The organism is Caballeronia novacaledonica, from assembly GCF_900258035.1.
Classification (GTDB): domain Bacteria; phylum Pseudomonadota; class Gammaproteobacteria; order Burkholderiales; family Burkholderiaceae; genus Caballeronia; species Caballeronia novacaledonica.
In genome coordinates, this window is sequence record NZ_OGTP01000009.1 from 14,391 (window position 1) to 36,349 (window position 21,959).

Below are 21,959 nucleotides of genomic sequence, written 5' to 3' on the forward strand. Positions count from 1 at the left end.
CTCGTGCCTTCATGTTCGTGCTGCCTGCCGATTCGCCGCTGCTCTGCTTACGGTGCGAGCCTCGCGATTCGCCACGGTGCGCCCGCGTCATCACGCGTATAGACGATGCGGTCGTGCAGGCGCGACGGGCGTCCCTGCCAGAATTCGAGGGTATCGGGCACGAGGCGATAACCGCCCCAGTGCGGCGGGCGCGGCGGCGCTTCGCCGTATCGGGCGATCATGTCGCGTTCGCGCGCTTCCAGCGCCTCGCGGCTTTCGAGCGGCTGGCTCTGATCCGATGCCCACGCGCCGATGCGCGAGCCGAGCGGACGCGACGCGTAATACGCGTCGCTTTCCTCGTCGCTCGTCTTTTCGACGCGTCCCTCGATGCGCACTTGGCGCTCGAGCTCGATCCAGTGGAACAGCAGGCTCGCCGCGGGATTGGCGGCGAGCTCGCGGCCCTTGCGGCTATCGTAATTGGTAAAAAAAACGAAGCCACGTTCGTCTACGCCCTTAATGAGCACGATGCGCGCGGACGGGCGGCCTTGCGAATCGACGGTCGCAAGGGTCATGGCATTCGGTTCGGGCAGCTTCGCGTCGAGTGCCTGGGCGAACCAGGTCTGGAACTGGCTCACGGGATTCGGCGCGACGTCGGCTGCATCGAGCGCGCCGCGCGAATAGTTTTTGCGAAGGTCTGCGAGGGTCGTCATTTTTATGCAAGCGCTACAGTCGGGTCAGTATAGCCAAGGTGAAACGATCTTGCCCTGATTAGCCCTGGAGCTGTTGCGTGCCGGCGGTGCGCCGCTTGCACCTATCACGTCCAGAGTTTCGATAAGGCAGAATACGCAATTCGCCCGCATTTTGCATGATCGGGCACCCAAGTTCGCACGCTCGACAGCCGCCCGTAAGCATTGATTGACGCCGCACAACGGGCGCTGCATTTTGCTAGCTTTTAGATTGCTTTCAACGTATCCGGCTTCATCCACGCACGCCATGAACGCTTCATCCGAAACCGCTGTAACGCCGCCTCCCGAAGACGCCGCCGATCGCGACCGGCGCTTCGGCGGCATCGCGCGCCTGTACGGCGCACCCGCGCTCGCCGCGTTCGAAAGCGCGCATGTCGCGGTGATCGGCATCGGCGGCGTGGGCTCGTGGGTCGCCGAGGCGCTCGCTCGCAGTGCTGTCGGCAAGCTAACGCTGATCGATCTCGATAATGTCGCCGAAAGCAACACGAACCGGCAGATTCACGCGCTCGACGGCAACTACGGTAAGGCGAAAGTCACGGCGATGGCCGAGCGCATCAAGCTGATCGATCCGGCCTGCGACGTGCGGCAGATCGAGGACTTCGTCGAGCCCGGCAATTTCGACGCGACGCTCGGCGGCGGCTTCGACTACGTGGTCGATGCAATCGACAGCGTACGCACGAAAACCGCGCTCATCGCGTGGTGCGTGGCGCGCAAGCAGGCGCTCATCACGGTCGGCGGCGCGGGCGGGCAACTGGACCCGACGCGCATTCGCATCGACGATCTCGCGCTCACGATTCAGGATCCGTTGCTATCGAAGGTGCGCGGCCAGTTGCGCAAGCTGCACGGCTTTCCGCGCGGACCGAAGGCGCGCTTCAAGGTCAGCGCGGTGTATTCCGACGAGCCGCTGATCTATCCGGAAGCGCCCGCGTGCGATATCAGCGAAGGCGCCGAGCATCTCGAAACGGGCGCGGGCTACGCCGGGCCGGTCGGACTCAATTGCGCGGGATTCGGATCGAGCGTGTGCGTGACGGCCAGCTTCGGCTTCGCGGCCGCCGCGCACGTGCTGCGCGATCTGGCGAAACGCGCGGCCTGAAACGAAAACGGCCGGCTTCGATAGCCGGCCGTCGTCCCTTGAAGCGGACGATCAGTTGATCGCCGCGCTCAGCTTGCGCCGCCATTGCGATACGAGGTCCGGCTGATTCGCGGCAAGCTCGAACACGGAAAGCATCGTCTTGCGGCCGACGTCGTCCATGAAGGCGCGATCGCGCACGACGATCGCGAGCAGATGCTCCAGCGCGCCGCCGTAATCGCGGCCCGCGATCAGCCGGTTGGCGAGCGCGAAACGTGCTTCGAGATCGTCGGGATTCGCGTTCACGGCTTCGATGAGCGCGTCGGCGGGCGGCAGATCCGCTGCCGCATCGGCGGCGTCGAGTTCGGTCTTCAGCGCGTTGTAGCGCGCGTCGATGCCTTGCGTCGTCTTCGGCGACAGCAGCTCGTCTTCTGCCTTCGCCTCGTCGATACGGCGTTCCGCGATCAGCCATTCGATCAGGTCGAGACGCGCGTCGTCGTAACCGGGATCGAGCGTGAGCGCGGCCTTGATCGTGTCGATCGCCAGCTTGCGATTGCCCGCCGCCCACGCGCCTTGCGCGGCGAGGCGCTCGGCGTCGGCGCCTTGCGGCACGAGACGGTCGAGAAACTCGCGCAACTGGCCTTCCGGCAGCACGCCGATGAACTGATCGACCGCGCGTCCATCCGCGAACGCGACGACGTGCGGAATGCTGCGCACCTGAAAATGCGCGGCGAGTTCCTGGTTTTCGTCGACGTTCACCTTGACGAGCTTCCATTTGCCCGCGGCTTCGGCTTCGAGCTTTTCCAGCATCGGCCCGAGCGTCTTGCACGGGCCGCACCAGGGCGCCCAGAAATCGACGAGCACGGGCGCGAGCATCGACGCGTTGATGACGTCGTGCTCGAAGGTGGCGAGGGTCGTATCCATGCGTTTTCTCCTAATGCTTGCGGTCGATCCCATTCACATTGGGACGATCCGCCTGACTCTCAAGCGCGCACGCCTCATGCCTCGGGCGTGCGATTTTCGCGGCGCGGCGGCGGTAGCGGAATGAATTCGGTTTCGCCGGGCACGTGGCCCATGCGCTGCTCGCTCCATGCGATCCTGGCCGCGTCGATCTTCTCGCGCGAGCTGGAGACGAAGTTCCATTCGATGAAGCGCGAGCCGTCGAGCGGCGCACCGCCGAGCAGCATCGCGACCGCGCCGTTCGCGCTGTGCAGCTTCACGTCCGCGCCCGGCGCGAGCACCGCCATCCTCTGTTCGGGCAACGATTCGCCGTCGATCGACAGATCGCCGCTCACGAGATAGACGCCGCGTTCCTCGTGCTCGGTGTCGAGCGCGATCGCGCTGCCCGGCGCGAACTGCGCGGCGACGTAGAGCGTCGGCGAAAACGTGCGCGTGGGCGCTTGCGAGCCGAACGCCGTGCCCGCGATCACGCGCAGCGTGACGCCGTCGCGCTCGATCTGCGGCAGCGCGGACGCCGCGTGATGCTCGAACGCAGGCTCGATGTCCTCGCTCGCCACCGGCATCGCCACCCAGGTCTGGATGCCGTGCATCGTCTGGCCGGACGCGCGTTCTTCATCGGGCGTGCGTTCGGAATGGACGATGCCGCGGCCTGCGGTCATCCAGTTCACGTCGCCGGGCACGATCTTCTGCACGGAACCGACGCTGTCGCGATGCATGATCGCGCCTTCGAACAGATACGTGACCGTCGCCAGTCCGATATGCGGATGCGGGCGCACGTCGAGTCCCTTGCCGGGCACGAGCGTTGCGGGACCGATGTGGTCGAAAAAGATGAAGGGTCCGACGGTGCGCGCCGCGAGCGCGGGCAGCACGCGCCGCACCATGAGGCCGCCGACGTCGTGTTCGTGAGGCTTGAGCAATGCGCGGATCGGCGAAGGCATGGCGGGTTCCGATGGAGAGCGCGCGCCGGAATGACGCGCGTGGCTCCGTCGATTCTACCGGCCGATGCCGCGCGGCGCAGACGCGCCGCCGAGGCCCTCGTTTTTGACGTCGCCGCGCTCATCGGTCCGCGTGCGGCTTCACGCAACTTTCGCAACCTCGATAGGAGTTTCGCCATGAGCAAGAACAAGCTGTTGATCGCCCTCACCGCAGGCCTTTTCGCCGCAACCGGCGCGTTCGCGCAGACGTCGTCGGGCAATTCGTCGGCGGCGATGGGCAACGATACCGGCGCCGCCACCGACAATTCGGCGGCCCCGATGACGCAGAAGAAGCACAAGACGCACAAGCAATCGGCGCATGCGTCGACCAAGAAGACGCCGGCGACGGAAACCGGCAACAACGCCGCGACGGACAGCGGACAAAGCAAGTAAGCGCCCGTTCCGACGCGCCGAAGAAAGCGCTCGCGCCGATTGCCCGGCGCGGGCGTTTTTTTGCGTCCTTCGTCACGCGCGCAGGATTTGACAAGCCTGCTGCCGCCCGCTCCGCTACACTTTACGGCTCGCCAACAGTGCACGGCACGAGGGGAAGGGCGATGTCGCCAAAGGATTTGCTGATCGCATCGGTGGTCATTGTCGCGTGGGGCGTCAATTTCGTCGTCATCAAACTGGGGCTGCACGGTGTCCCGCCGATGCTCCTCGGCGCACTGCGCTTCGCGCTCGCCGCCGTGCCGGTGTTCTTCGTGAAGCGCCCGCAAATTCCGCTGCGCTGGCTCTTCGCATACAGCCTCACCATTTCGCTCGGGCAATTCGCGCTGCTGTTCTACGGCATGTATGTCGGGATGCCGGCCGGACTCGCGTCGCTCGTCTTGCAGGCGCAGGCGTTCTTCACGCTCATCTTCGCGTCGATGTTCCTTGGCGAGCGCATCCGCGCGGCGAACGTCGCCGGACTGCTGATCGCGGCGGCGGGCCTCGCGCTGATCGGCATGCGCGGCGGCCAGGCGATGACCGTCGCCGGTTTTCTCTTCACGCTGGCCGCTTCCGCGATGTGGGCGCTCGGCAATGTCGTGACGAAGCGCATGGGCAAGGTCGATCTGCTCTCGCTCGTCGTGTGGGGCAGCCTGATTCCGCCGCTGCCGTTCCTCGCGCTTTCGCTGATCTTCGAAGGACCGGCTCGCATCGAAGCGAGTCTCGCGTCGATCCCGCTCATTTCCGTGTTCGCGATCTGCTACCTCGCGTTTATCGCGACGATCGTCGGTTACAGCCTGTGGGGAAAGTTGCTCGCGCGCTATCCGGCGGGAAGCGTCGCGCCGTTTTCGCTGCTCGTTCCGGTGATCGGACTTGCGTCGGCCGCCGTGTTTCTCGGCGAGGGATTGAGCGCCGCGCAGGTCGTGGGCGCGGCGCTCGTGATGGCCGGACTCGTGGTGAACGTGTTCGGCGCGCGGCTCGTTCAGCGCATCTTGCCGGCGCGCTGAACCTCAGGTCATGCGGCCCTTCGCCAGCGGCGGATTCGCGGCGAAGTAGCGCTTGATGCCCTTCATGATCGCATTGGCCATCTTGTCGCGATAGGCGTCGTCGTTCAGGCGCGTTTCCTCGTCCGGGTTGCTGATGAACGCGGTCTCGACCAGAATCGACGGAATGTCCGGCGCCTTCAGCACGGCGAATCCCGCCTGTTCCACCGAACCCTTGTGCAGCTTGTTGATGCCGCCGATCTCGTTCAGCACGAAGCTGCCGTAGCGCATCGAATCGCGGATCTGCGCGGTCGTCGACATATCGAAGAGCGCCCGGTTCACGCTCGCGTCCTGCGACTTCACGTTGATGCCGCCGACCTGATCCGACGAGTTCTCCTTGGCCGCCATCCAGCGCGCGGCCGCGCTCGACGCGCCATGCTCCGACAACGCGAACACCGACGAGCCGCGCGCATCGGGCGAGGTGAACGCATCTGCGTGAATCGACACGAACAGGTCCGCCGAGACGCGCTGCGCCTTCTGCACGCGCACGTTGAGCGGCACGAAGAAGTCGGCGTCGCGGGTCATCATCGCGCGCATGTTGGGCTGGGCGTCGATCTTCGCGCGCAGCTTCTTCGCGATATCGAGCGCGATGTGCTTTTCGTACGTGCCCTGTCCGCCGATCGCGCCGGGGTCCTCGCCGCCGTGACCCGGATCGATCGCGACCGTCAGGAGGCGCGTGGTGCCGCTGCCCTGCTTGGGCGCCGAGAAAGCGTATTGGTCGTCGTCGTCCTTCTTCGCGATGACGGGCGGCGGCGCCGGCACGCGCTGCGGCTTCACCGCGGGCTTCGGCGCGGGCGCGGTCTCGGCGGGCGCGTCGTTCTGCGCGTACTTCTGGAAGAACTCGTCGGTGGAATCGGGCGTCGTTGGTTTTTGCGCGGTCGCCGGGCCGGAAAGCGTGGCGGGCGGCGGCGCGGACGGATTCGGATTCGCGCGGTCGAGCGCTTCCTGCTTGCGCTCGGTCTGGGCGAGCAATTCCATCAGCGGATCGGGCGCGACGGCCGGGTACAGATCGAACACGAGCCGGTACTTGTAGCTGCCGATCGGCCCGAGGTTGAACACCTGCGGCTTCACCGATCCTTTCAGATCGAACACCATGCGCACGACATGCGGCTGATATTGCCCGACGCGCACCGCCTGAATCTGCGGGTCGTTCGGCGTGATCTTCGAGACGAGATCGCGCAGCGCCTGATCGAGATCGATGCCGGAGAGATCGACGACGAGCCGGTCCGGTCCTTGCAAAAGCTGATTGGCGTTCTGCAGCGGCTGGTCCGATTCGATCGTCACGCGGGTGTAGTCGCGCGCGGGCCACACGCGCACGCCGAGCACGCTGCTCGCGTGCGCGAGTTTCGGTGCGACGAGCGCGAGCATGAGCGTCGAGGCGCCCGCGCGCAGCACTTGTCGGCGACGCCAGTTGTGCGGCGCGCTGGCACCCGCTTCGATCGAATGAAATGGCTTGATCAACATCTTTCGAGACATGACTTTCCTGTTTCGCTGAACGCCCGCGCGGTCAGAACGCGGCCTTCTTCTTCGTTCGAATCGCCCGGCGAGCCGTGCTCGTCAGGCAGCGATAGCTGGAACACGAGGTCCGGCACGCCGAGCAGGCCGCCCGCTTGTTGCGGCCACTCGACGAGGCACAGCGCGCCCGTATCGAAATATTCGCGGAAGCCGGCATCGGCCCATTCGGCCGGATCGGCGAAGCGATAGAGATCGAAGTGATAAACGTCGATCGGACCGCTTTCGATGACGAGCGAGTACGGTTCGACGAGCGTATAGGTCGGGCTCTTCACGCGGCCGCCGTGACCGAGCGCGCGCAGCGTGGCGCGTACGAGCGTGGTCTTGCCCGCGCCCAGATCTCCGATCAACTGGACCTGCAGACCGTGAAATCGTTCAGACGAAGCATGCGATACAGCGAGCCGCGTGGCGTCGATGGCGCGCGCGAAGCGTTCTCCGAAAGCGAGCGTCGCGGCTTCGTCGCGCAGGTCGAAGCGGCGTTCGAGGAGCGCGGGAGGAAGGTCTTGCGTCGTTCGTGCGGGGCTTTCGGGCATTGCTCGTAAAATGTCGTGATGAACCGATTGCCGGAACATTCCGTTGAAGTCACGACCGCGTCCAGCGACGCAGCCGCTGAATCCGTTTCAGAGTCTCGCGTTTTCGATATCGATGAAAACGCGCTGGCAGAACTCGCGCAACGCATCAAGATGTGGGGGCGCGACCTGGGGTTCGGTGCGGTCGGTATCAGCGATATCGACCTGACGGATGCCGAGAAAGGCCTCGCCGAGTGGCTCGAAGCAGGCTATCACGGCGAAATGGATTATATGGCCAAACATGGGATGAAACGCGCGAGACCGGCCGAGCTTGTGGCCGGAACGCGACGTGTCATCACCGTGCGCATGGCCTATCTGCCGATGGAAACGCTCGCGAAAACGGGCGATGAAAGTGTCGCGACAGCCGATGGTCAGAAGAACGACTGGCGCGCGATCGAATGGTCGCGCTTGTCGAAGCCCGCCGAAGCGATGGTCTCCATTTACGCGCGCGGCCGCGATTATCACAAGGTCATGCGCAATCGCCTGCAGCAACTGGCCGAGCGCATCGAGCGGGAGATCGGGCCGTTCGGGCATCGCGCGTTCACGGATTCCGCGCCGGTTCTGGAAGTCGCGCTCGCGCAGAAAGCGGGCAACGGCTGGCGCGGCAAGCATACGCTGCTGCTCGATCGCGATGCCGGATCGCTGTTCTTTCTCGGCGAAATCTTCGTCGATGTTCCCTTGCCCGTCGATCCGGATCCCGAGCAGGAGGGCGCGCATTGCGGGCAGTGCACGCGCTGCATCGGCGCATGTCCGACGGGCGCGATCGTCGCGCCGTATCGCGTGGACGCGCGGCGCTGCATCTCGTATCTGACGATCGAACTGCACGGCAGCATCCCTGAAGACATGCGCCCGCTGATCGGCAACCGCGTCTATGGTTGCGACGACTGCCAGCTCGTCTGTCCATGGAACAAGTTCGCGCAGGCCGCGCCCGTCGCGGATTTCGACGTGCGGCACGGGCTCGATCGCGCGACGCTCGTCGAACTGTTCGCGTGGAGCGCCGGGGATTTCGACACGCGCATGCAAGGCAGCGCGATCCGGCGCATCGGGCACGAGCGCTGGCTGCGCAATATCGCGGTCGCGATGGGCAATGCGTTGCGCGCTTCGTCGCTCGGTGCGGGCGAACGGCAGGCCATTGTCGAAGCATTGGAAGCGCGTGCGGACGATCCGTCGGCGCTGGTGCGCGAACATGTGCTTTGGGCGCTCGAACAGGGGAAACAGACATGAAGCCATTCGATGCCGTGATCGACGCGCCGTTCGGCAAAGTCGGCATTCGCGCCGATGCGCAGTCGGTGCGCGAGATCGTCTATCTGCCCGATGATGTCGAAAATATCGAGCCGCGCACGCCGCTCGCATGCGACGCCGCCGCGCAGATTCGCCGTTACTTCGACGCGCCGTCGATGCGCTTCGACCTGCCGCTCGCGATTGGCGGCACCGCGTTTCAGCAGCGCGTGTGGCGCGGTATCGGCGGCATCGCGGCGGGGCAGGTCTGGACATACGGCCAGCTTGCGCGCGAGATCGGCAGCGTGCCGCGGGCGGTCGGGCAGGCGTGCGGCTCCAATCCGCTGCCGATCGTGATACCTTGCCACCGGGTAGTGGCATCGGGCGGGATCGGCGGCTTCGCGCATCATCCCGGCGAAGGGTTTTATCGCAACGTGAAGCGCTGGTTGCTGGCGCATGAAGGTGTACGGATCGCATGACGGGCGCAACGACTGAAGACATACAAACGCCGCAACTGAGCGCGAGTCAGGACGCGATCGATCTCTTTTGCGACGCGCTCTGGCTCGAACACGGGCTCGCAAAAAACTCGCTCGAAGCGTATCGGCGCGACCTCAAGCTGTTTGCCGAATGGCTCGGCAAGACGCGTGACGCAACGATCGATACCGCCGCCGAAGCCGATATGAACGGCTACATGGCCGCGCGTCGCGGCGACAAGGCGACGTCCGCGAACCGGCGCTTGTCGGTGTTTCGCCGCTACTACGCGTGGGCGTTGCGCGAGCATCGCGTATCGTCCGATCCGACGCTCAAGCTGCGCTCGGCCAAGCAGCCGCCGCGCTTTCCTTCGACACTGAACGAGGCGCAGGTCGAAGCGCTGCTCGGCGCGCCGGATATCGAGACGCCGCTCGGCCTGCGCGATCGCACGATGCTCGAACTGATGTACGCGAGCGGCCTGCGCGTGACCGAACTCGTGACGCTGAAAACGGTCGAGGTCGGCCTGAACGAAGGCGTCGTGCGCGTGATGGGCAAGGGCTCGAAAGAGCGTCTGATTCCGTTCGGCCAGACGGCGCATGCCTGGCTCGAACGCTATCTGCGCGAATCACGCCCGATGCTGCTCGGCGCGCGTTCCGCCGATGCGCTCTTCGTCACCGCGCGCGGCGAAGGCATGACGCGTCAGCAGTTCTGGAACATCATCAAGCGGCATGCGCTGAAGGGCGGCGTGCATGCGCCGCTCTCACCGCACACGCTGCGTCACGCGTTCGCGACGCATCTGCTCAATCACGGCGCGGACTTGCGCGTCGTGCAATTGCTGCTCGGCCACTCGGACATCTCGACGACGCAAATCTATACGCACGTCGCGCGCGAGCGACTGCAGAAGCTGCATCGCGAGCATCATCCGCGTGGGTGAGGACTGCGTTCGCGAACGATCGTGCCACGGCCCCGCGCCCTTTCACACTCGTCCGAATGGCCGATGGTGAGCGGCACGGCGCGCCGCTACAATGCGTGGCATGTCGAAAGCCAAACACGTGTCCGAAACGCCCGCAACGCAGTTCCTGCGCCGTCACAAGGTCGAGTTCGGTGAGCATCCCTACGATTACGTCGAGCACGGCGGCACGGAGGAATCCGCGCGGCAACTGGGCGTGGACGAGCATATCGTCGTCAAGACGCTCGTGATGGAAGACGAGCACGCGAAGCCGCTCGTCGTTCTCATGCACGGCGACCGCACCGTGTCCACCAAGAACCTCGCGCGGCAGACCGGCGCGAAGCGCATCGAGCCGTGCAAGCCCGAAGTGGCGAACCGGCATTCGGGTTTTCTCGTGGGCGGCACGTCGCCGTTCGGCACGAAGAAAGCGATGCCGGTGTACGTCGAATCGAGCATTCTGGAACTCGACGTGATCTATCTGAACGGCGGTCGGCGCGGCTATCTCGTGAGCCTGAAACCGTCCGTCCTGACCGAGCTGCTGAACGCGAAACCCGTTCAATGCGCGAGCGTCGATTAGAATGCGTTCCGCTCTCGCCACCACTGAAAAGACACCATGATTTTTCTGATCGTCGCCGTCGCGTCCTATTTGATCGGCTCGATTTCATTCGCCGTCGTCGTGAGTCACGCGATGGGACTGGCCGATCCGCGCTCGTACGGCTCCGGCAATCCCGGCGCGACCAACGTGCTGCGCACCGGCAACAAGAAGGCCGCGATCCTCACGCTGATCGGCGACGCGTTCAAGGGCTGGCTGCCCGTGTGGATCGTCGCGCATTTCGGCGCGAGCTTCGGATGGAACGGCGCGGACATCAACACGGCCACGGCGCTCGCGGCAATCGCCGTTTTCCTCGGGCATCTGTACCCGGTTTTCTTCAGGTTTCAGGGCGGCAAGGGCGTCGCGACGGCGGCGGGCGTACTGCTCGCGATCCATCCGGCGCTCGGTATCGCGACGCTGCTCACGTGGCTGATCATCGCGTTTTTCTTCCGCTATTCGTCGCTGGCGGCGCTCGTCGCGGCGGTGTTCGCGCCGTTCTTCCAGGTCTTCCTGTTCGGGCCGAGCCGCATCTCGCTCGCCGTTCTCGCGATGAGCCTGCTGCTCATCTGGCGGCATCGCGCGAATATTTCGAAGTTGCTGGCGGGGAAAGAAAGCCGCATCGGGGACAAAAAGAAAGCCGCCGAATAATGCAAAAAGCCGTTCCGGCGCAAACCGGAACGGCTTTTTCGCTTCTGAAGCGGCAGCGGATCAGTCGCGGAAATTGTTGAAGTCGAGCGGCGTGTCCGTGACTTCCTTCTTCAGCAGCGCGATGGCGCCCTGCAGGTCGTCACGCTTCGCGCCTTGCACGCGCACGGCGTCGCCCTGAATGCTCGCCTGAACCTTGATCTTGCTGTCCTTCACGATCTTGACGATCTTCTTCGCCAGGTCGCCCGACACGCCTTTCTTCACCGTGACGACCTGCTTCAGCTTGTCGCCGCCGATCTTCTCCTGCTTGCCGTAGTCGAGAAAACGCACGTCGACGCCGCGCTTGGCCAGCTTGTTCAGCAGAACGTCCTTCACCTGGCCGAGCTTGAAATCGTCGTCGGCGTAGAGCGTGAGTTCGCGCTCCTTTTGCTCGACGCGTGAATCCGAACCCTTGAAGTCGAAGCGCGTCGAGATTTCCTTGTTCGACTGCTCGATCGCGTTCTTTACTTCGATCATGTTTGCTTCGCTGACGACGTCAAACGATGGCATCTGTCTTTCTCCTTCATTGAGGCGAGCGCGCCGGGGAAGCGCGCTCGCGCAATCGCTATAATCACGGACCTGTCGTCATTCTACCGACGCGCCTCGCTCATGTCGCTCCAGCTTCTCTCCGATTTCTCTCTGCTCGCCCACAACACGTTCGGCTTCGATGTCCGCGCGCGGCGCGCCATGCGCATCGATTCCGTCGATGCGGCCGTCGCGCTCGCCACCGATGCGCGCATCGCGAATCTGCCGCAACTCGTGCTCGGCGGCGGCAGCAATATCGTGCTGACGCGCGATTTCGAAGGCGTCGCGCTGGTCGTCTGCATCGCCGGGAAACGCGTGATCGGCGAAGACGACGATGCCTGGCTCGTCGAAGCCGGCGCGGGCGAAAACTGGCACGAATTCGTCGCCTGGACGCTCGCGGAAGGCATGCCGGGCCTCGAAAACCTCGCGTTGATTCCGGGCACGGTCGGCGCGGCGCCGATTCAGAACATCGGCGCATACGGGCTCGAAATGGGCGAGCGCTTCGAGCGCTTGAGCGCGGTCGAACTCGCGACCGGCGAGCGCGTGGACTTCGATCGCGACGCGTGCGCCTTCGGTTATCGCGACAGTTTTTTCAAGCGGGAAGGGCGCGGACGCTTCATGATCACGTCGGTGGTGTTCAGGTTGCCGAAGGCGTGGACGCCGCGCGCCGACTACGCGGACGTCGCGCGCGCGCTCGAAGGCGCCGCGAAACCGGATGCACAGGCCATTTTCGATGCGGTCGTCGCCGTGCGTCGCGCCAAACTGCCCGACTGGACCGTGCTCGGCAACGCGGGCAGCTTTTTCAAGAATCCGGTCGTGAGCGCGACGGCGTTCGAGACGCTGCAGCAGCGCGAACCGGGCGTCGTCTCATACCGCCAGGCGGACGGGCAAGTGAAGCTCGCGGCGGGCTGGCTGATCGACCAATGCGGCTGGAAAGGGCGCGGCATCGGCGGGGCGGCGGTCCACGACCGTCAGGCGCTCGTGCTCGTGAATCGCGGCGGCGCGACGGGCGCGCAGGTGCTCGAACTGGCCGAAGCCATCAAGCGCGATGTGCTCGCGCGCTTCGACGTCGAACTGGAGATGGAGCCGGTCACGCTCTGAAGCGGACAAACAAAAACCCGCCGAACGAAAGTCCGGCGGGTTTTTTTACGTCCAGAAACGCGGGAATTACACGCCGCGCTGGCGGCGCGCGTTCTCGGCAATCCGCATGCGCAACGCGTTCAGCTTGATGAAGCCGCCGGCGTCGGCCTGGTTGTACGCGCCGCCGTCGTCGTCGAAGGTGGCGATGGCCTTGTCGAACAGCGTTTCTTTCGAATCGCGCGCGACGACCGACACGCCGCCCTTGTACAGCTTCACGCGCACCCAGCCGTTGACCTTGTCCTGCGTGTGGTCGATCAGCACCTGCAGCGCGCGGCGCTCCGGGCTCCACCAGTAGCCGTTGTAGATCAGCGATGCGTAACGCGGCATCAGATCGTCTTTCAGGTGAGCCACTTCGCGGTCGAGCGTGATCGACTCGATGCCGCGATGCGCCTTCAGCATGATCGTGCCGCCCGGCGTTTCATAGCAGCCGCGCGACTTCATGCCGACGTAGCGGTTCTCGACCAGATCCAGACGGCCGATGCCGTGCTTGCCGCCCAGGCGGTTCAGCTCGGTCAGCATTTCGGCGGGCGACAGGCGCTTGCCGTTCAGCGCGACCGGATCGCCCTTCTCGAATTCGATATCGATATATTCCGGCTGATCCGGCGCTTCTTCCGGCGACACGGTCCAGCGCCACATTTCGGCTTCGGCCTCGGCCTTCGGATCTTCCAGATGGCGGCCTTCGAACGAGATGTGCAGCAGGTTCGCGTCCATCGAGTAGGGCGCGCCGCCTTGCTTGTGCTTCATTTCGATCGGAATGCCGGCCTTTTCGGCGTACGCGAGCAGCTTTTCGCGCGAGAGCAGGTCCCATTCGCGCCACGGCGCGATCACCTTGATGCCCGGTTCGAGCGAGTAATAGCCGAGCTCGAAGCGAACCTGATCGTTGCCCTTGCCGGTCGCGCCGTGCGAGACGGCCTGCGCGCCGGTCGCGCGCGCGATTTCGATCTGGCGCTTCGCGATCAGCGGACGCGCGATCGACGTGCCGAGCAGATACTCGCCTTCGTAGACGGTGTTCGCGCGGAACATCGGGAACACGAAATCGCGGACGAACTCTTCACGCAGATCTTCGATGAAGATGTTTTCCTGCTTGATGCCGAGCTGGAGCGCCTTCTTGCGCGCGGGCTCCAGTTCCTCGCCCTGGCCGATGTCGGCCGTGAAGGTCACGACTTCGGCGTCGTAGTTGTCCTGCAACCATTTCAGGATGACGGAGGTGTCGAGACCGCCCGAATAGGCGAGCACGACTTTCTTGATATCGCTCATGGTGAACTCGTGTGCTGAAAAGCCAGGTGCGGCGGTTGTGCGCCGCTTCGCGTCCGCCGGGCACGCGACGGGCAATGAAGTGCGCGGAAAAAACGCTATTTTGACATCAAAAAGCCGCGCTTCCGTAAATTTGGGATGCGCGGGCTGGTCTCGTGCGCCGGCTCAGTGGTTAAGCTTGCCGAGCAGCAGGTATTCCATCAGCGCCTTCTGGACGTGCAGACGGTTCTCCGCCTCGTCCCAGACCACGCTTTGCGGACCGTCGATGACTTCCGCGCTCACTTCCTCGCCGCGATGCGCGGGCAGGCAGTGCATGAAGAGCGCATCGGGACTGGCGCGCGCCATCATCTCGGCGTCGACGCAATAATCGGCGAACGCCTTCATGCGCGCCTCGTTCTCGGCCTCGAAGCCCATGCTGGTCCAGACGTCCGTCGTGACGAGATCGGCGCCGGCGCACGCTTCGTTCGGATCGTCGAATTCTTGGAAGAACGGCTTGCTTTCTTCGGCGACGAGCGCGGGATCGAGCTTGTAACCGAGCGGTGTGGCGAGGCGCAGCTTGAAGCCGAGGATGTGCGCCGCCTCGATCCACGTGTAGAGCATGTTGTTCGCGTCGCCGACCCACGCGACGGTCTTCCCGTGAATCGGGCCGCGATGCTCGTAGAACGTGAAGATGTCCGCGAGCACCTGACACGGGTGATATTCGTTGGTCAGCCCGTTGATGACCGGCACCCGCGAACTTTCCGCGAAGCGCTGGATGATGTCCTGGCCGAACGTGCGGATCATGATGATGTCGACCATGCGCGAGATGACCTGCGCCGAATCCTCGATCGGCTCGCCGCGGCCGAGCTGCGTGTCGCGCGTGTTCATGAACACCGCGTGGCCGCCGAGCTGGAAGATGCCCGCTTCGAAAGAGAGACGCGTGCGCGTCGAGTTCTTTTCGAAGATCATCGCGAGCGTGCGGTCGTGCAGCGGATGATAAGTCTCGTAGTTCTTGAACTTGCGCTTCAGGATGCGCGCGCGTTCGAGCACGTACTCATAGTCGTCGAGCGAAAAATCCTTGAACTGAAGATAGTGGCGAATTTTCTTGGCGGTCATGAAACGCAAGCGGCGGCTTCGAACCGGCCGCTCCGCGATGAGGCGTCAGGACCGGACGGCGCCGCCGTCGTGAGTGGTATCGCATTTGAGCATAAAGGATTTTGCGATGTTTGACGAGGCTGGCCAAAAGGACGATGGCCGGCGCGCAAGCCCGGCGCACGACTCCGTAGTGCCCCTGATGGACGCGACCGATGTCTATGTGCGCTGCGGAAAAGCGGTCGCTGCGGTATAATTCCGCTCGCTCGTTTTCAACAGTTCTGCAACACTCAGCACCGTTTCACGCGCATCTGCGGCGAAGGGGTTCGTAAGAATCCGGTCGGCGCGACTTTGCGCGTTTCGATTTCGCGGTGGATTGCCCAGTGCTGTCGAGTCCGCCATTCCTGCCGCGGGCGCGGACGGTTCCGACAGAATCGACCCGCGCGAAACCGCCCGGCGCGCTTCCTGCGCCTGCCATTGCGGTGCCCTGCGTCAGGCATGTGCGTCCCGGTGCGCGTCACCGGCCGTCAAAAGGTATTTCTACATGGCTGAAACATCTCCGACCGAATACTTCATACAAGGCATCACCAAAAACGGGAGGAAGTTTCGGCCGAGCGACTGGTCCGAGCGCCTGTGCGGTGTCATGTCGGGCTTCGGTCCCAAGGCGAAAGGGCCCAATGCCCGCCTGCAATACTCCATCTACGTCCGTCCGACGATGATCGACGACATCAAGGTCGTGATCGTCGATTCGCGCCTGCGCGACATCGAGCCGATGGCCTTCGACTTCGTGCTGAACTTTGCAAAGGACAACGATCTGCTCGTGACCGAGGCGTGCGAACTGCCGCCGCACCATGGCACGCAGACGCAGCATCACCAGCCCTGAGACATCGGCAAAATTCGCAGACGCAAAAAAGCCCGCCGAAGCGGGCTTTCTCGTTACTGCGCAGCGGAAACAGGAAGCTGCTCCGGCGAACGCCCGGCCCGCGAAACTCGCGATGACCGGAAAACGCCCGCCAGAAGCGAGCCGGAATTACTGGGCAGCGGGGGCCTGCAGGCCCTTGATGGCTGCAGCCAGGCGGCTCTTGTGACGAGCGGCCTTGTTCTTGTGGACGATCTTCTTGTCCGCGATGATGTCCATCGTCTTGACCGACGACTTGAACACTTCGGCGGCCTTGGCCTGATCGCCGGCGTCGATAGCCTTGCGAACTGCCTTGATGGCCGTGCGGAACTTCGAGCGCAGCGCCGAGTTGTGCGAGTTTGCTTTGGCGGCCTGACGGGCGCGCTTGCGAGCTTGAGCGGAATTTGCCATGGCGGTTTCCTTGTCCTGTTTCTGCTGTTACTTGTCCGGAGCGCGCGGCCGGCGGAGGCCTTGAAAAGCCCTGACGCGGGCACTCGAGCGCGCTGCCTTTTGATCTGAAATCCCGGGAACGATTGCCCGAGAACCTCTAAAACATCGCCGGCCAGAGCCGGAAAAGACGCAAAGCTACCTGATCCAATAGAATTTTGGAGCTTCGAAACCGAAAATTATAGCAAGGGAATATGAGACGTGACAAGCGCCACGTGGATTCACGCCGCCACAGGGTGATTTGGCGCATTTGGTCGGCGGCACGCGGAGTCTCATGGGCGCGCCGCACGCGGCCCGTATAATAAGCGCCCCATGAATCTATTCCGAGCCCTCCTGACGGTCAGCGGCTTCACGCTGCTGTCGCGCGTGACCGGCCTGATCCGCGAAACGCTGATCGCCCGAGCTTTCGGCGCCAGTCTCTACACCGACGCGTTCTACGTCGCGTTCCGCATTCCCAACCTGCTGCGGCGTCTCTCCGCGGAAGGCGCGTTCGCGCAGGCGTTCGTGCCGATCCTCGCCGAGTTCAAGAACAGCAAGGGCCACGACCCGACCAAGGCGCTCGTCGACGCCATGTCGACCGTGCTCACGTGGTTCCTCGTCGTGCTGTCGCTTGCCGGCATGGCGGGCGCGAGCTGGGTCGTCTATGCGGTGGCGTCGGGGCTTCGGCACGAAGGCATCGGATACACGCTCGCGGTCGACATGACGCGCATCATGTTTCCGTACATCGTGCTCATTTCGATGACGACGCTCGCCTCCGGCGTGCTCAACACGTACAAGCAGTTTTCGCTGCCCGCGTTCGCGCCCGTGCTGCTGAACGTGGCGTTCATCTTCGCGGCCGTGTTCGTGGCGCCGCATCTGAAGGTGCCGGTCTACGCGCTCGCGTACGCAGTGATCGTCGGCGGTTTTCTGCAATTGCTCGTGCAACTGCCCGGCCTGAAGAAGATCGACATGACGCCGCGCGTCGGGCTGAACTTCCGCCGCGCGCTCGCGCATCCGGGCGTGAAGCGCGTGCTGCTGAAGATGGTCCCGGCCATGTTCGCGGTGTCGGTCGGGCAACTGAGCCTCATCATCAACACGAATATCGCCTCGAATATCGGGGCGGGCGCGGTGTCGTGGATCAACTACGCCGACCGTTTGATGGAATTCCCGACCGCGCTCCTCGGCGCGGCGCTGGGCACGATCCTGTTGCCGAGCCTCTCGAAAGCGCACGTCGATGCCAACAACGTCGAATATTCCGCGCTGCTCGACTGGGGCCTGCGCATCACGTTCCTGCTGGCCGCGCCCAGCGCGATCGCGCTCTTCTTCTTCGCCGAGCCGCTCACCGCGACGCTCTTCCATTACGGCAAGTTCGACAGCCATTCCGTCGTGATGGTCGGCCGCGCGCTGGCGGCGTACGGCATCGGGCTGGTCGGGCTCATCCTCATCAAGATTCTCGCGCCGGGTTTCTACGCGAAGCAGGACATCAAGACGCCGGTGAAGATCGCGGTCTTCGTGCTGATCATGACGCAGGTGAGCAATTACATCTTCGTGCCGATCTTTTCTCACGCGGGTCTGACGCTCTCGATCGGCCTCGGCGCGCTCGCCAACGCGCTGCTCCTGTTCGCGGGCCTGCGCCGCCGCAAGATTTACCAGCCGTCGCCGGGCTGGCTGCGCTTTTTCGTGCAACTCGTCGGCGCGTGCCTGATTCTTGCGGGCACGATGCATTGGGTGGCGGTCAATTTCGACTGGATCGGCATGCGCGCGACGCCGTTCCTGCGCATCGCGCTGCTCGGCGCGAGTCTCGTCGTGTTCGCCGCGCTATATTTCGGTATTCTGTCCGCAATGGGCTTCAAGTACGCCTATTTCAAGAGACGCACGCTTTGATGACGACAACGCGTATCCTCGACTACTTCTCTTCGCTGATGGCGGACGACGAGACCCTTCCGCTCACGGAAGCGGCTTTGTCGCTCGCGCAGGATGCGTATCCCGATCTCGACATGCAGGCCGCGCTCGCGGAGATCGACGAACTCGTCGTGCGCGCCCGCCGCCGCATGCCCGACGACGCGAACATGAAGCAGAAAGTCGATGCGCTCAATCGTTACTTCTTCCGCGAACTGGGCTTTTCCAGCAACCTCAACGACTACTACGATCCCGACAACAGCCATCTGAACGTGGTGCTGCGCCGGCGTCGCGGCATTCCGATTTCGCTCGCGGTGATCTATCTGGAAATGGCCGAGCAACTCGGCTTGCCGGTGCGCGGCGTGTCGTTTCCGGGGCATTTCCTGCTGCGCGTCGCGACGCCCGGCCAGGATCTGATGCTCGATCCGACGACCGGTCAGACGCTTTCCGAAGCGCAGATGGTCGAGATGCTGGAGCCGTATGTGCAGCGCGTGGGCGAATCGATCGGCAGCGCGCTGCGCGTGCTCTTGCAGCCCGCGACGCGGCGGGAGATCGTCGCGCGCATGTTGCGCAATCTGAAGGGCATCTACTTGCAGACGGAGCGCTGGCAGCGTCTGCTCGCGGTTCAGCAGCGGCTCGTGATCGCGCTGCCGAACAGCATCGAGGAAGTGCGCGACCGCGGTTTTGCCTACGCGCGCCTGGATTATCTGCGTCCGGCGCTCGAAGATTTGCAGCGTTACATCGAGATGCGCCCGGATGCCGAGGACGCGACGGTCGTCGAAAGCGAACTGCACGAGTTGCGGCAGCGCACGCAGCACAACGGCGACTGAGCGTCGCCGCGTGTGCGGTTACTTCGGCTGCATGCGGATCGCGCCGTCGAGGCGGATCACTTCGCCGTTGAGCATCGGGTTATCGAAAATCGACTTGACGAGCAGGGCGTATTCGTCCGGCTTGCCGAGGCGCGGCGGGAACGGCACCATCGCGCCGAGCGCGTCCTGCACTTCCTTCGGCATGCCGAGCAGCATCGGCGTTTCGAACAGGCCCGGTGCGATCGTCATCACGCGAATGCCGCTCTTGCTCAGATCGCGCGCGACCGGCAGCGTCATGCCCACCACGCCGCTCTTCGACGCCGCATAGGCCGCCTGGCCGATCTGCCCGTCATAGGCCGCGACCGATGCCGTGTTCACGATCACGCCGCGCTCGCCCGCGTCGTTGGCCTCGTTCTTCGACATCGCGCCGGCCGCGAGCCGGATCATGTTGAAGGTGCCGACGAGGTTCACCGAAACCACTTTCGAGAACAGATCGAGCGCGTGCGGACCGTCGCGGCCGACCGTCTTCGCCGCCGGCGCGATGCCCGCGCAATTCACGAGGCCGCGCAACGTGCCGAGACTCGTTGCGGTATCGACGGCGCGCTGGCCATCGCTTTCCTGGCTCACGTCGCATTTGACGAACGCGCCGGACAGTTCTTTCGCGAGCGCTTCACCCGCCGCTTCGTTCATGTCGGCGAGCACGACCTTGCCGCCGTGCGCCGCGATGAGCCGCGCCGTCGCCGCGCCGAGACCGGATGCGCCGCCGGTGATCAGAAAGACATTGCCTTGCATCTCCATGCTTCTTCTCCTTTTATGTGAATCGTGCGCGCGAGGGCCGCGTGCCGGCCGCTCGCGCCGATGTAGTCCTTTTGGGAACGCGTCGATTGTAGCGAAGCCGCATGCTGCAAATTCGCACGACGGTCATGCGAAATCGCGGGCGCAAAAAAACCCGCTCGTCGAGAGCGGGTTTTCTTCGAGCGCGATGCGCGGCGCGCTTTACTTCAGCGCGTCGAACACGCGCGTGCGGATTTCGTCGACGGCGCCGAGGCCCGAAATCTTGCGATACGCCGGCGCCTTCAAACCGTTCGGCGCTTCGCCGTTCTTCGCCCAGTCGTTGTAGTACGCGATCAGCGGCTTGGTCTGCGCGACATACACGTCGAGACGCTTCTTCACGGTCTCTTCCTTGTCGTCGTCGCGCTGGATCAGCGGCTCGCCGGTGATGTCGTCGGTCATGTCGACTTTCGGCGGATTGAACGTGACGTGATACGTGCGGCCCGATGCCGCATGCACGCGGCGGCCGCTCATGCGGGTGATGATTTCTTCGAAGGGAACGTCGATTTCGAGCACGTAGTCGATGGCGACGCCAGCGTCCTTCATGGCTTCGGCTTGCGGCAGCGTGCGCGGAAAGCCGTCGAACAGATAGCCGTTCTCGCAGTCGTCCGCCTGCAGGCGTTCCTTCACGAGATTGATGATGAGCGAATCCGGCACCAGCTCGCCCGCGTCCATGTAGCGCTTCGCTTCGACGCCGAGCGGCGAGCCTGCCTTGACGGCCGCGCGCAGCATGTCGCCGGTCGAAATCTGCGGAATGCCGAATTTCTCCTTGATGAAGTTTGCCTGGGTGCCCTTGCCCGCACCGGGTGCGCCCAACAAAATCAAACGCATGGTGATCTCTCCGAATCGTCTATAAACCGCTTCAAGCCGCGAGGCTGATTTGACATCCGGTGGCGCGGCTCGTGCGGCATCGACGACAGCGCGCGCAGCCGAAAGGAGAGACGGCGGGCACCTGCGGACAGCGGCGCAACGTTGAGCGTGGCGCTGACCGGAAGGCTCGCGCAATCGCTTGATTATGCCACGGCTCATTACGATCGCGACCGTAATAACGCGGATAGAAAAGCCCACAAACCCCGCCGCTTGGGCGTCGGCGGGGTTTACACGGGTTGTGCGAAAACGCTCAGTCGGCTTGGGGGAAGAGCGCCTGGACGCGCTCGAGATCGGCGGGGGTATCGACGCCCGGCGGCGGCGCGTCCTGCGTCACGCGCACCGCGATGCGCTCGCCGTGCCACAGCGCGCGCAGTTGCTCCAACGCTTCGGCGGCTTCGATCGGCGCTTGCGCGAGATTCGGGAAGTCGCGCAGAAACTTCGCGCGATACGCATAGAGCCCGATGTGACGCAGCACGTTCTCCGGCACCGCAGGCAGCTTTCCGAGCGCGGCGACGTCCGGCCAGTGCGGCTGCCAGAGATCGCGCGTCCAGGGAATCGGCGCGCGCGAGAAATAGAGCGCGACGCTCTTCGCGTCGAGCACGACCTTCACCACGTTCGGATTGAACACGTCCGCCGGATCGTGGATCGGATGCGCGGCCGTGGCGATCGCGCATTCGCGATGCGCCGCGAGATGATCGGCGACTTCGCGCACGAGTTGCGGATCGATGAGCGGCTCGTCGCCCTGCACGTTGACGACGATCGTGTCGTCATCCCAGTTCAGACGCGTCGCCACTTCGGCGAGACGGTCCGTGCCGGTGGGATGATCCGGGCGCGTCATCATCACTTCGATGCCGTGATCGCGCACGGCTTCGACCACACGATCGGAATCCGTCGCGACGAGCACGTGGCTCGCGCCGGACTCGCGCGCGCGCTCGGCGACGCGCACGACCATCGGCTTGCCGCCGATATCGGCGAGCGGCTTGTTCGGCAGGCGCGTGGAAGCGAGGCGCGCGGGAATGACCGCGATGAACGGAACGGACATGT

The 21,959-nt window shown here is 64.2% G+C and carries 24 protein-coding genes; 12 read left to right on the forward strand and 12 right to left on the reverse strand.

Annotation, left to right across the window (positions count from 1 at the left end):
* Window positions 1-47: 47 nt before the first annotated feature.
* Window positions 48-689 carry a pyridoxamine 5'-phosphate oxidase gene (pdxH, locus tag NOV72_RS14865; protein ID WP_106855371.1) on the reverse strand — a complete coding sequence of 214 codons (642 nt, stop codon included), beginning with the start codon at window positions 687-689 and terminating at the stop codon, window positions 48-50.
* Window positions 690-972: 283 nt separating this feature from the next.
* On the opposite strand from pdxH, the gene NOV72_RS14870 reads away from it, so the two are divergent.
* Window positions 973-1,818 (forward strand): tRNA threonylcarbamoyladenosine dehydratase, encoded by an 846-nt coding sequence (locus NOV72_RS14870; RefSeq protein ID WP_106855372.1) that lies wholly within the window; start codon window positions 973-975, stop codon window positions 1,816-1,818.
* A gap of 51 nt (window positions 1,819-1,869) precedes the next feature.
* Here NOV72_RS14870 and trxA read toward each other — a convergent pair whose 3' ends face one another.
* Window positions 1,870-2,718, reverse strand: coding sequence for a thioredoxin (trxA, locus tag NOV72_RS14875; protein WP_106855373.1), 849 nt, complete (start codon window positions 2,716-2,718; stop codon window positions 1,870-1,872).
* A gap of 74 nt (window positions 2,719-2,792) precedes the next feature.
* Window positions 2,793-3,692 (reverse strand): pirin family protein, encoded by a 900-nt coding sequence (locus NOV72_RS14880; protein WP_106855374.1) that lies wholly within the window; start codon window positions 3,690-3,692, stop codon window positions 2,793-2,795.
* A gap of 174 nt (window positions 3,693-3,866) precedes the next feature.
* Here NOV72_RS14880 and NOV72_RS14885 point away from each other — a divergent pair, with 174 nt between their 5' ends.
* Both NOV72_RS14885 and NOV72_RS14890 read left to right on the forward strand, forming a co-directional pair.
* Window positions 3,867-4,121, forward strand: coding sequence for a hypothetical protein (locus tag NOV72_RS14885; protein ID WP_106855534.1), 255 nt, complete (start codon window positions 3,867-3,869; stop codon window positions 4,119-4,121).
* 161 nt (window positions 4,122-4,282) lie between these two features.
* A complete protein-coding gene (locus NOV72_RS14890) occupies window positions 4,283-5,161 on the forward strand; it encodes an EamA family transporter (RefSeq protein ID WP_106855375.1) in 879 nt (292 codons plus the stop codon).
* A 3-nt stretch (window positions 5,162-5,164) separates the two neighbouring features.
* On the opposite strand, the gene NOV72_RS14895 is transcribed toward NOV72_RS14890, so the two are convergent.
* Together NOV72_RS14895 and tsaE are read right to left on the reverse strand one after the other, a co-directional pair.
* Entirely contained in the window at window positions 5,165-6,673 is a 1,509-nt protein-coding gene (locus NOV72_RS14895) for an N-acetylmuramoyl-L-alanine amidase (RefSeq protein WP_106855376.1), read from the reverse strand.
* Window positions 6,655-7,242 carry a tRNA (adenosine(37)-N6)-threonylcarbamoyltransferase complex ATPase subunit type 1 TsaE gene (tsaE, locus tag NOV72_RS14900; RefSeq protein WP_106855377.1) on the reverse strand — a complete coding sequence of 196 codons (588 nt, stop codon included), beginning with the start codon at window positions 7,240-7,242 and terminating at the stop codon, window positions 6,655-6,657. The genes NOV72_RS14895 and tsaE overlap by 19 nt, the downstream gene beginning before the upstream one ends.
* Before the next feature lie 18 nt (window positions 7,243-7,260).
* On the opposite strand from tsaE, the gene queG reads away from it, so the two are divergent.
* The 5 genes from queG (at window position 7,261) to plsY (ending at window position 11,156) form a co-directional block, all read left to right on the forward strand.
* On the forward strand, window positions 7,261-8,502 hold the full coding sequence (queG, locus tag NOV72_RS14905) for a tRNA epoxyqueuosine(34) reductase QueG (protein ID WP_106855378.1): 1,242 nt from the start codon (window positions 7,261-7,263) through the stop codon (window positions 8,500-8,502).
* Window positions 8,499-8,975, forward strand: a complete 477-nt coding sequence (locus NOV72_RS14910; protein ID WP_106855379.1) for a methylated-DNA--[protein]-cysteine S-methyltransferase — start codon at window positions 8,499-8,501, stop codon at window positions 8,973-8,975. The genes queG and NOV72_RS14910 overlap by 4 nt, the downstream gene beginning before the upstream one ends.
* Window positions 8,972-9,901, forward strand: coding sequence for a site-specific tyrosine recombinase XerD (gene xerD, locus NOV72_RS14915; RefSeq protein WP_106855380.1), 930 nt, complete (start codon window positions 8,972-8,974; stop codon window positions 9,899-9,901). Before NOV72_RS14910 ends, xerD begins: the two co-directional genes overlap by 4 nt.
* Window positions 9,902-10,001: 100 nt before the next feature.
* Window positions 10,002-10,493 carry a Cys-tRNA(Pro) deacylase gene (ybaK, locus tag NOV72_RS14920; protein WP_106855381.1) on the forward strand — a complete coding sequence of 164 codons (492 nt, stop codon included), beginning with the start codon at window positions 10,002-10,004 and terminating at the stop codon, window positions 10,491-10,493.
* A 36-nt stretch (window positions 10,494-10,529) separates the two neighbouring features.
* Entirely contained in the window at window positions 10,530-11,156 is a 627-nt protein-coding gene (gene plsY, locus NOV72_RS14925; protein ID WP_106855382.1) for a glycerol-3-phosphate 1-O-acyltransferase PlsY, read from the forward strand.
* 60 nt (window positions 11,157-11,216) lie between these two features.
* Here the strand turns inward: plsY and NOV72_RS14930 are convergent, their stop codons facing one another.
* Entirely contained in the window at window positions 11,217-11,702 is a 486-nt protein-coding gene (locus NOV72_RS14930; RefSeq protein ID WP_106855383.1) for a YajQ family cyclic di-GMP-binding protein, read from the reverse strand.
* Window positions 11,703-11,801: 99 nt separating this feature from the next.
* On the opposite strand from NOV72_RS14930, the gene murB reads away from it, so the two are divergent.
* A complete protein-coding gene (gene murB / locus NOV72_RS14935) occupies window positions 11,802-12,818 on the forward strand; it encodes a UDP-N-acetylmuramate dehydrogenase (protein ID WP_106855384.1) in 1,017 nt (338 codons plus the stop codon).
* Between the two features lie 66 nt (window positions 12,819-12,884).
* On the opposite strand, the gene NOV72_RS14940 is transcribed toward murB, so the two are convergent.
* Both NOV72_RS14940 and argF read right to left on the reverse strand, forming a co-directional pair.
* Window positions 12,885-14,114 (reverse strand): argininosuccinate synthase, encoded by a 1,230-nt coding sequence (locus NOV72_RS14940; RefSeq protein WP_106855385.1) that lies wholly within the window; start codon window positions 14,112-14,114, stop codon window positions 12,885-12,887.
* Between the two features lie 162 nt (window positions 14,115-14,276).
* Entirely contained in the window at window positions 14,277-15,206 is a 930-nt protein-coding gene (argF, locus tag NOV72_RS14945) for an ornithine carbamoyltransferase (RefSeq protein ID WP_106855386.1), read from the reverse strand.
* 520 nt (window positions 15,207-15,726) lie between these two features.
* Here argF and NOV72_RS14950 point away from each other — a divergent pair.
* Window positions 15,727-16,065 (forward strand): DUF3579 domain-containing protein, encoded by a 339-nt coding sequence (locus NOV72_RS14950; protein WP_106855387.1) that lies wholly within the window; start codon window positions 15,727-15,729, stop codon window positions 16,063-16,065.
* A gap of 147 nt (window positions 16,066-16,212) precedes the next feature.
* Here NOV72_RS14950 and rpsT read toward each other — a convergent pair whose 3' ends face one another.
* A complete protein-coding gene (gene rpsT / locus NOV72_RS14955) occupies window positions 16,213-16,491 on the reverse strand; it encodes a 30S ribosomal protein S20 (RefSeq protein WP_061119392.1) in 279 nt (92 codons plus the stop codon).
* A 348-nt stretch (window positions 16,492-16,839) separates the two neighbouring features.
* Between rpsT and murJ the strand changes: the two genes are divergently transcribed.
* Window positions 16,840-18,390, forward strand: coding sequence for a murein biosynthesis integral membrane protein MurJ (gene murJ / locus NOV72_RS14960; RefSeq protein ID WP_106855388.1), 1,551 nt, complete (start codon window positions 16,840-16,842; stop codon window positions 18,388-18,390).
* The gene (locus tag NOV72_RS14965) at window positions 18,390-19,235 is read left to right on the forward strand and encodes a SirB1 family protein (protein ID WP_106855389.1); all 846 of its coding nucleotides are present in this window, start codon (window positions 18,390-18,392) and stop codon (window positions 19,233-19,235) included. The genes murJ and NOV72_RS14965 overlap by 1 nt, the downstream gene beginning before the upstream one ends.
* A gap of 18 nt (window positions 19,236-19,253) precedes the next feature.
* Here NOV72_RS14965 and NOV72_RS14970 read toward each other — a convergent pair whose 3' ends face one another.
* The 3 genes from NOV72_RS14970 to kdsB form a co-directional block, all read right to left on the reverse strand.
* A complete protein-coding gene (locus NOV72_RS14970; RefSeq protein ID WP_106855390.1) occupies window positions 19,254-20,012 on the reverse strand; it encodes a 3-hydroxyacyl-CoA dehydrogenase in 759 nt (252 codons plus the stop codon).
* A gap of 198 nt (window positions 20,013-20,210) precedes the next feature.
* Window positions 20,211-20,876: an adenylate kinase gene (gene adk / locus NOV72_RS14975; protein WP_106855391.1), complete on the reverse strand. Its 666-nt coding sequence runs from the start codon at window positions 20,874-20,876 to the stop codon at window positions 20,211-20,213.
* Window positions 20,877-21,165: 289 nt separating this feature from the next.
* On the reverse strand, window positions 21,166-21,957 hold the full coding sequence (gene kdsB, locus NOV72_RS14980; protein WP_106855392.1) for a 3-deoxy-manno-octulosonate cytidylyltransferase: 792 nt from the start codon (window positions 21,955-21,957) through the stop codon (window positions 21,166-21,168).
* Between the last annotated feature and the right edge of the window lie 2 nt (window positions 21,958-21,959).

Coding starts and splice junctions, on each gene's coding strand:
- pdxH (WP_106855371.1), bottom strand. CDS start 689: ATGACGACCCTCGCAGACCTTCGCAAAAACTATTCGCGCGGCGCGCTC.
- NOV72_RS14870 (WP_106855372.1), top strand. CDS start 973: ATGAACGCTTCATCCGAAACCGCTGTAACGCCGCCTCCCGAAGACGCC.
- trxA (WP_106855373.1), bottom strand. CDS start 2,718: ATGGATACGACCCTCGCCACCTTCGAGCACGACGTCATCAACGCGTCG.
- NOV72_RS14880 (WP_106855374.1), bottom strand. CDS start 3,692: ATGCCTTCGCCGATCCGCGCATTGCTCAAGCCTCACGAACACGACGTC.
- NOV72_RS14885 (WP_106855534.1), top strand. CDS start 3,867: ATGAGCAAGAACAAGCTGTTGATCGCCCTCACCGCAGGCCTTTTCGCC.
- NOV72_RS14890 (WP_106855375.1), top strand. CDS start 4,283: ATGTCGCCAAAGGATTTGCTGATCGCATCGGTGGTCATTGTCGCGTGG.
- NOV72_RS14895 (WP_106855376.1), bottom strand. CDS start 6,673: ATGTCTCGAAAGATGTTGATCAAGCCATTTCATTCGATCGAAGCGGGT.
- tsaE (WP_106855377.1), bottom strand. CDS start 7,242: ATGCCCGAAAGCCCCGCACGAACGACGCAAGACCTTCCTCCCGCGCTC.
- queG (WP_106855378.1), top strand. CDS start 7,261: ATGAACCGATTGCCGGAACATTCCGTTGAAGTCACGACCGCGTCCAGC.
- NOV72_RS14910 (WP_106855379.1), top strand. CDS start 8,499: ATGAAGCCATTCGATGCCGTGATCGACGCGCCGTTCGGCAAAGTCGGC.
- xerD (WP_106855380.1), top strand. CDS start 8,972: ATGACGGGCGCAACGACTGAAGACATACAAACGCCGCAACTGAGCGCG.
- ybaK (WP_106855381.1), top strand. CDS start 10,002: ATGTCGAAAGCCAAACACGTGTCCGAAACGCCCGCAACGCAGTTCCTG.
- plsY (WP_106855382.1), top strand. CDS start 10,530: ATGATTTTTCTGATCGTCGCCGTCGCGTCCTATTTGATCGGCTCGATT.
- NOV72_RS14930 (WP_106855383.1), bottom strand. CDS start 11,702: ATGCCATCGTTTGACGTCGTCAGCGAAGCAAACATGATCGAAGTAAAG.
- murB (WP_106855384.1), top strand. CDS start 11,802: ATGTCGCTCCAGCTTCTCTCCGATTTCTCTCTGCTCGCCCACAACACG.
- NOV72_RS14940 (WP_106855385.1), bottom strand. CDS start 14,114: ATGAGCGATATCAAGAAAGTCGTGCTCGCCTATTCGGGCGGTCTCGAC.
- argF (WP_106855386.1), bottom strand. CDS start 15,206: ATGACCGCCAAGAAAATTCGCCACTATCTTCAGTTCAAGGATTTTTCG.
- NOV72_RS14950 (WP_106855387.1), top strand. CDS start 15,727: ATGGCTGAAACATCTCCGACCGAATACTTCATACAAGGCATCACCAAA.
- rpsT (WP_061119392.1), bottom strand. CDS start 16,491: ATGGCAAATTCCGCTCAAGCTCGCAAGCGCGCCCGTCAGGCCGCCAAA.
- murJ (WP_106855388.1), top strand. CDS start 16,840: ATGAATCTATTCCGAGCCCTCCTGACGGTCAGCGGCTTCACGCTGCTG.
- NOV72_RS14965 (WP_106855389.1), top strand. CDS start 18,390: ATGACGACAACGCGTATCCTCGACTACTTCTCTTCGCTGATGGCGGAC.
- NOV72_RS14970 (WP_106855390.1), bottom strand. CDS start 20,012: ATGGAGATGCAAGGCAATGTCTTTCTGATCACCGGCGGCGCATCCGGT.
- adk (WP_106855391.1), bottom strand. CDS start 20,876: ATGCGTTTGATTTTGTTGGGCGCACCCGGTGCGGGCAAGGGCACCCAG.
- kdsB (WP_106855392.1), bottom strand. CDS start 21,957: ATGTCCGTTCCGTTCATCGCGGTCATTCCCGCGCGCCTCGCTTCCACG.